The organism is Fodinibius sp., from assembly GCF_041642155.1.
Lineage (GTDB): Bacteria > Bacteroidota > Rhodothermia > Balneolales > Balneolaceae > Fodinibius.
The window spans coordinates 1-6,945 of record NZ_JBEPWZ010000152.1 but is presented as its reverse complement, the minus strand read 5'-3'; the positions used below and the strand labels follow the sequence as shown (position 1 = coordinate 6,945).

General features: G+C 50.3%; 8 protein-coding genes. All 8 read left to right on the top strand.

All coding sequences use genetic code 11. From position 1 onward, the window contains the following. Positions 1-100, top strand: a 100-nt coding sequence (locus tag ACESLU_RS09590; protein ID WP_372638411.1) for a UvrB/UvrC motif-containing protein, incomplete at its 5' end; no start/stop codon positions are given. 5 nt (positions 101-105) lie between these two features. Next, positions 106-1,722, top strand: a complete 1,617-nt coding sequence (gene bshC, locus ACESLU_RS09585) for a bacillithiol biosynthesis cysteine-adding enzyme BshC (RefSeq protein ID WP_372638409.1) — start codon at positions 106-108, stop codon at positions 1,720-1,722. A gap of 2 nt (positions 1,723-1,724) precedes the next feature. After that, complete coding sequence (locus tag ACESLU_RS09580) at positions 1,725-2,315, top strand: 5-formyltetrahydrofolate cyclo-ligase (RefSeq protein WP_372638407.1); 591 nt, start codon at positions 1,725-1,727, stop codon at positions 2,313-2,315. Between the two features lie 386 nt (positions 2,316-2,701). Continuing rightward, positions 2,702-3,397 (top strand): PspC domain-containing protein, encoded by a 696-nt coding sequence (locus ACESLU_RS09575; protein WP_372638405.1) that lies wholly within the window; start codon positions 2,702-2,704, stop codon positions 3,395-3,397. Between the two features lie 256 nt (positions 3,398-3,653). Next, positions 3,654-4,268: a dTMP kinase gene (gene tmk, locus ACESLU_RS09570; RefSeq protein WP_372638403.1), complete on the top strand. Its 615-nt coding sequence runs from the start codon at positions 3,654-3,656 to the stop codon at positions 4,266-4,268. Positions 4,269-4,509: 241 nt separating this feature from the next. Next, positions 4,510-5,016 carry an SRPBCC family protein gene (locus ACESLU_RS09565; protein WP_073058893.1) on the top strand — a complete coding sequence of 169 codons (507 nt, stop codon included), beginning with the start codon at positions 4,510-4,512 and terminating at the stop codon, positions 5,014-5,016. Positions 5,017-5,090: 74 nt separating this feature from the next. Further along, on the top strand, positions 5,091-5,957 hold the full coding sequence (gene aroE, locus ACESLU_RS09560; RefSeq protein WP_372638401.1) for a shikimate dehydrogenase: 867 nt from the start codon (positions 5,091-5,093) through the stop codon (positions 5,955-5,957). After that, complete coding sequence (gene pgeF, locus ACESLU_RS09555; RefSeq protein ID WP_372638399.1) at positions 5,938-6,702, top strand: peptidoglycan editing factor PgeF; 765 nt, start codon at positions 5,938-5,940, stop codon at positions 6,700-6,702. Before aroE ends, pgeF begins: the two co-directional genes overlap by 20 nt. Positions 6,703-6,945: the final 243 nt, after the last annotated feature.

Sequence of the window (6,945 nt, the reverse complement as noted above, 5' to 3'; positions counted from 1 at the left end):
GCTCGAAAAACTCGAAAGTGAGTTGCAGACGGCTATCGATACCGAAAACTACGAAAAAGCTGCACGCCTGCGGGATGAAATCCAGAAGCTTAAAAGTTGAAGCCATTGCACAGAACTAATCGGTCCTTTCAGAACCTCCCGTATTCCAACCTTTTTAGAACGTACGTTTCGGACTTTTCGGAAGTCAGCGCTTTTTACGACTACAACCCTTTTGATGCCGAGTCGGTCGAAGCGAAGGCCAGGGAACTATCGTACGCCGGTGATCGACGCCGGATGGTGGAGCTTCTCCAGGACTTCAACAAGCCCTTCGAGCTGCAGGAAGCTGCCCGGCGAAACCTGAACCGGCTCCGGGAAGAGGAGGCCCTGACATTGGTCACCGGACAGCAACTGGGGGTGTACGGGGGACCGCTTTACACGGTGCTTAAAATAATCAGTACGATTCATCTTGCCCGGCAAACGGAAGCGCTGCTCAATCGTCCCGTCATACCGGTTTTTTGGCTGGCTGATGAAGACCACGACTACGAGGAAATTCGCAGTCTCCACCTGTTGGGCGACGGGGAGCTGCAGAGCTTTGAACTGCCGCCCCGGTCGCAGCCGCTGCCGCCGGTAGCGGACATAAGGCTTCCAGGCGAGCTCGATCAGCTGCGAAATCAGATAAAGGACGCGCTGTACGAGACTGATTTTTCGGCGGACGTGTGGCAGCTGTTAGACCGTTGTTTTCGTCCCCATGCCACCTTTGCCCAGGCATTTGGCGATTTTATAACCCACCTTTTTTCAAAACACGGCTTATTGTTGGCCGGCAGTAACGACCCGGCCATCAAGGATCAGACCAAAGAGGTGTTCAGGCGGTCGGTAGAGCACGCCGGGGCGGTCAGGGAGGCACTGGAAGCACAGAGCGATCGGATTAGCGATCGGTTTCATCAGCAGGTTACGTTATATGATTCAAATCTCTTTTATCTTTCAGACGAGGGGAACCGCCTGAAAATCAGTGCCGCGGATGCGGGCTGGGTGGCTGCAGGAGGCCGCGAATGGACCACCGGCGAGTTGCTGGGACAGATCGACAAATCCCCGGAACGCTTTTCCCCTAATGTTTTTCTTCGGCCTCTGATGCAGGACCGGCTTTTACCCACCCTGGGGTATGTAGCGGGACCCGGAGAACTTGCTTATTACGGGCAGATGAAAAAGCTATACGGCTATTTTGAAACAAAGATGCCTGTTATTTTTCCCCGCATGACCGCTACGCTTGTCGAGCCCGCTATTGGCCGAATATTGGATGAATTGCCATTTGAATTTCACGAATATGACATGCGAATAGAGGATCTTGATTCCGCCTACGTAGAGCGCACGGAAAAAATGGATATCGAGACCGTGTTTTCGGAGTGGAAACAAAAAGTTGAACAGGTTGCTGATCCCCAAAAAGATAAGGTCGCCGCCGTCGATCCCACGCTGGAGGGCGCAGCCGGCAAGGCGACGGCGGTTTATTTTGGGGAACTGGACAAGTTAAAGGGGAAGGTCTATCGCGCGGTTAAACAGCAGGATCAAACCCAACTGAGTCGTATTCGCCGGATTAAACACAACTTGTTTCCCATGGATGGCTTGCAGGAACGCTCGGTTGCGGCTATCTATTTTATGAATAAGTACGGCATCGATTTATGGGATAAACTGCTGGATGGCCTGGATGAAAACGAGACCTTTGACGAGCACAAGTTAATTGAACTGTAGTGATGGATGCGGAAGAGTCCAAGGAGCAACTGCGGGAGCTGCTGCGCTCAAAGCGCGCCCGAATTTCTGACTCGGATTATGCAGCTCATTCAAAAAAAATTATTGCTACGCTTCTTCAGCAGCGGGAGTACCAGTCCGCACAGGCCATTCACTGCTACGTATCGATAAACGAGCGCCGGGAAGTCAATACCCATTCGTTGATTAAAATGATGTTAGAAACGGAAAAACAGGTCGTGGTGCCGGTAACTCATTTTGAAGACAGGAGGCTCAGCCATTTTGAGCTGACCTCTTTTGATAACCTTGTTCCCAGCAAGTGGGGGGGGCTGGAGCCAAGGCCCGAAGATAGTATGAGGCGCCTTCCGCCTGAACTGGAGCTGGTTATTGTGCCGATGGTTGGGGGCGATGAGCAGGGGCACCGGATTGGCTATGGCGGGGGATTTTATGACCGGTTTTTAAAAAAAGCCGCTTGTCCGGCCATCGGCCTTTGTTTTGAGCAGAATATCGTGCCCTCCCTTCCCACAGGCGATCATGATGTATCCCTGAATAAAATTATTACCGAAGCGCGGGTTATTGAAAGGGCGGAGAGGCAGTGAATAGACCGTCGCCTCGCGATCTTTTGTTTAATTTAGCAGGGAGTAATGTTGAAGGTCAGGAGTTGGAAGTCAGCGGGTGGGGTCTGAAGCCCGGAAATGGAGGTCGGACAGCCGGCTGTCACACAGGACTGGGTCATCATCTTGATTTACCATGCCCGGGCTTAGCAGTAATCGGAGGCAACGGGGCGGGAATCATTTACATTTATACGGGATTGATTTCCGTTGCTTTTTTGTAACAATCAGCGGTTATCTTCGTAATAGTTATAGGTAGATACATAAGCTTTCAACTACGGTTGTCATGTTCTCCTGATCGTTCAATGGATCATTACAAGCGGACCTGTCAGGAAATGCAGGATCAACGACGATAAAGTTAAACGAGAAAAATTATGGCGGCTAAAACACGACAGCAATCCGGCACGCAATCCATCGATTCGTTCATGGATTTTGAAGATCACGAACTCCGGCAGACGATGAACGAATTTCTGGAGGATGAACAAAAGGAGAACACGAATATCTGGAATTTTGCCACTATTGCAGGTATAGCGATGTTCCTCGTGATTATGGTTTATATGATTCAAAGCGTGATCGGTCTTGGTTTGGGTACCGATCTGTCCGGAATCGTTGAGTATTTGCCGCTTATCGGCGGTATATTGGTTACGCTGGTGGGTTTCGGCTTTTTTGTGGGCGACCGCAAACGGGAACGGCAGGCTAAAAAGAAGAAAAAAAACCGGCAGAAGAGCAGGTATGACTTCGAATCAGTGGATGATAGTCGTCAGGAGGACGTTAACTTTGAAAACGATCTGGACAGGGAAGGCTACGGCCGCCGTTTTTCAGATGAGAAGTACCAGTTCGACCGTTACGCCTTCCGCCAGCGGAAAAAATTGTATAAGTCCCGCTCCAACAAAAAACTGGCCGGCGTGTGCGGAGGTCTGGCCGAATACTTCGGAATCAGCACGACCGTCGTGCGGTTTCTGTTTGTCTTTGCCTTCTTTGCCGTTCCCGGAACGTCGCTGGTGCTGTATATCGCCCTGGCTATTGCCCTCGACAAGGAGCCCCGGGAAATGGACAAGTTCGATTTTTGATTCGGTTTTTTACAAGTGCATATGTAGTATGTATGATAGTTGCTGCATCGTTCGTCCCGGTCTCAACATACCCTGTTAGTGTCCGCAAAACCTGAAAATAATGCTCTGCCAAAGACGCTGACTGGAGCCCACTCCCGTGGACATGCCGTCCGGCCAGTTAACCGCAGGAAGCAGACCCTTAGAATCCGGTTCGATGGGACTGAGATGATTGTTATATTCCTTCTGAAAATTGAAACCGGATAAAACCCAGGAATACGTGTTTATAACTTTTGAAGGGATTGATGGCAGTGGCAAGTCAACGCAAATCACACATTTGAGAGATCACCTGGAGGGAAAAGGAGCTGAAGTCGAAGTTTTTCGTGATCCCGGGGGACCCGAAGTCTCGGAGAAAGTGCGCGATATCCTGTTAAACCCAAATTATGAAGTGGATCCTGTTACGGAGCTGCTTCTTTTTTCCGCTGCGCGATCCCAACTGGTGGCTGAAGAGGTATTGCCCGCCCTCGAGGCGGGATCGGTGGTTATCCTGGATCGTTTTTACGATTCCACGACTGCCTACCAGGGATATGGGCGGGCCTCCCTTCCCCCCGGTGAGATCGATCGTATTAACCGCATTGCCAGCCATAAGCGCAGGCCAGATCTTACCATCTATATGAAAGTGTCGCTGGAGGAAGCTAAAAAACGCATGGGCGAAAAGCACAGGGACCGTATGGAGCAGTCCGGGGATTCTTTTTTTCAAAAGGTCATTGCCGGTTTTGATGAGATGTCTACAAGGGAAGAGCGTTTTTTTACGGTTGATGCCACACAGCCCCCGGAAAAGGTTCAGCAACAGATATGGACTCATGTTCAATCGCTCTTTTCCCGCCGCGGGTAGTCGGGAGGTAGGGTTACTTATAATTTTTTATGGGTGAGAAATACGCACTGACTTATCTTTTGAGCCATAACATTCCGGAATTGGTTTAAAATTGCCCCGAAATTAACGGCAAAATTAATTGCTGATGAGCCAAAAAATGCGTAAATTTATCGCATTGTGGGTGAGTCCTACGTTAAAACTGGATAATCTCTTTTTTATCGTTTCAATTAGTAACTTTAACCAATCTTGAAGTATATAAATTATGGCGCACGAAAGAATCGAAGTTGATCTGCCCTTGGCCAAAGTCTATGAATATTTAAGCGATCCTACCTATTTCCCTCACTACTTTGAACGAATTAATCGAGTTAAAAAAATAAATTCTCAAACATTCGAATTTTCCACGCTAATGGGAGGTGAAAAATTTGAATGGACGACGAATATCATCGATAACTTGCGCAATACCCGGTTTGCCTGGATTACGATTAACGGTAATCTCAATCAAACCGGTACCGTTCGTTTTACTCCGCTTGATAACGGCGAACGCACCAGGGTCGATTTCAGCCTTGATTACCGGACCTTTTATGGAGAACCTGATGAAGAGTTGGCAAAATTTATTCAGGGACTTCCCGCACAGATGAAAAAAGATCTGCAGCGTTTCAAGGAAGAAGTTGAGTCAGATACTTTCAAAGAAAAAGCTGAAGCCACTCTTGAGGAGATGGAAGCTGCTGTGGAGGCCGAAGAAGAGGAAGCCGAGGAAGCTGCGGCATAAATGCGTGCCATTTCAGGACTTAGATGCGCATTTTTTCCAGGTGCGCATTTTTTTTGCCAATCCATTGCTAAGATATGACTCTTTCATTATTTCTGGAAAGTGATAAGGTCCGCACGCCGCATTATGCCTTATTCGGGAATCCCGTAGAGCACAGTCTCTCACCTCTCATGCATAATACGGCCCTCGATTTCTACGGTTCGGACGCTCGTTACTATGCCGTAGAGGTTCAACCTGACGAATTGACCCGTCTGGCGTCCTATTTTAACGAGGACACCTTCCTCGGGGGGAATATCACCCTGCCTTATAAACAGATGATTGCCGATTATCTGGATACGGTTGATCCAGTGGCACAATCGATCGGTGCGGTGAATACTATTGTGAAGAAAGCGGAAGGAGCACGCCTTCAGGGATTGAATACGGATGTCTACGGGTTTTTGGCGCCCCTGGGGGACTATACCGGTCAGCTGAAAAGAAATCGTGCCATTGTATTCGGAACCGGCGGGGCTTCCCGGGCGGTTGTTACGGCGCTGACTGAACTCGGGATGGATGAACTGTACCTGGTATCCCGAAGTCCGGGACAGGTTGACTCGTTCAACCATTATCCGGCCGTTTCGGTTATCTCCTATCACGAGTGGACCTCCTACGCCGACAAAGCCCGGCTTATCGTTAACACCACGCCCCTCGGGATGGATCCCCGCGTAGACACGTCCCCGGTAAAAGAATCTGAACAGGAATATTTGTCCGGCCGCATCTGTTATGATGTGGTGTATAACCCCTTGCAGACAAAGTTTCTGGCCCTGGCTGAGCGGGCCGGTGCCGTCACCATAGGGGGACTGGAGATGCTGATTCAACAGGGCAGCCGTTCGTTTGAACACTGGACGGGCCGTTCCTTTCCCCTTGCTAACGTTCGAAACCGGTTGTATGCACATTTCCGGTCATGACTTTTCATGCATTACGCCCGAAGCTCTCCGGGGGACAAAGAGTATTGATGCCTGGTTTACCCTCAAAAACCGGCACTATTCAGCGCCTGATGGTCGTATTGAAGGATTGAACTTAGGTTTTAATACCCCGGATCCCGAAGCTGCTGTCACCCGGAACAGGTCCTTACTGTTGTCGGAACTGGATATTGATCCGGCGCAGGTGGCTTATGCCGACCAGGTGCACAGTGATAACATCCAAGTTGTCAGCGAGGGCGGTACCTATTCGGCCACGGACGGACTTATTACCGCGATGCCCGGGCTTTCGCTTGCCATACAGGTAGCCGATTGTGCCGCGGTGTTGCTGTGGGATGCATCCAATCATATCATCGGGGCCTTTCATGCGGGCTGGCGCGGCGCGGCCGCAGGAATCCTGACCAAAGGAGTCCGGTCGATGATGCGGGAGGGAGCCGATCCCGGTCAGATAGAGTCGTTCGTAAGTCCCTGTCTCTCGCAGAAGAATTTTGAAGTGGGTCCGGAGGTAGCAGCGCTTTTTCCCGCTTCATATGTGGATAACATCAGCTACCGGAAGCCCCATGTGGATTTGAAAGGGTTTCTCGCCGGTCAGCTCCAAGAAGCAGGGCTTAAAGCGTCTCACATGGAAGTACGGGAGGAGTGCACACTTGATGAGGCGGGCGACTTTTATTCCTACCGGCGCGAGGGAAGGCAAAGCGGGCGAATGATGGCGCTGATTCGCCTGAACAGATAGCCAACAGTGCTATGGGTCGTTTCCACATAATAAGACCCGGGATCTGACAGATGGATCCGGCCGAGATAACTACGAACATCGGGTGCGTATGCCTATGAGTAAAGTATGCAATCCTTCAGTGGGGGATACGTTACCCGGTTGGATCCCGCCATTGACTTGTATATGCGCGGGATCGATCCGCTTGCCTCGAAGATGTTCGGGTGGCGCTGGCTTTTCCCACGTCCGGAATGGAATTTCCATTCT

What these genes read in the sequence shown, in the direction of transcription:
- ACESLU_RS09580 (WP_372638407.1), top strand. Translation starts at nt 1,725, where the DNA reads ATGGATGCGGAAGAGTCCAAGGAGCAACTGCGGGAGCTGCTGCGCTCA.
- ACESLU_RS09575 (WP_372638405.1), top strand. Translation starts at nt 2,702, where the DNA reads ATGGCGGCTAAAACACGACAGCAATCCGGCACGCAATCCATCGATTCG.
- ACESLU_RS09565 (WP_073058893.1), top strand. Translation starts at nt 4,510, where the DNA reads ATGGCGCACGAAAGAATCGAAGTTGATCTGCCCTTGGCCAAAGTCTAT.
- aroE (WP_372638401.1), top strand. Translation starts at nt 5,091, where the DNA reads ATGACTCTTTCATTATTTCTGGAAAGTGATAAGGTCCGCACGCCGCAT.
- pgeF (WP_372638399.1), top strand. Translation starts at nt 5,938, where the DNA reads ATGCACATTTCCGGTCATGACTTTTCATGCATTACGCCCGAAGCTCTC.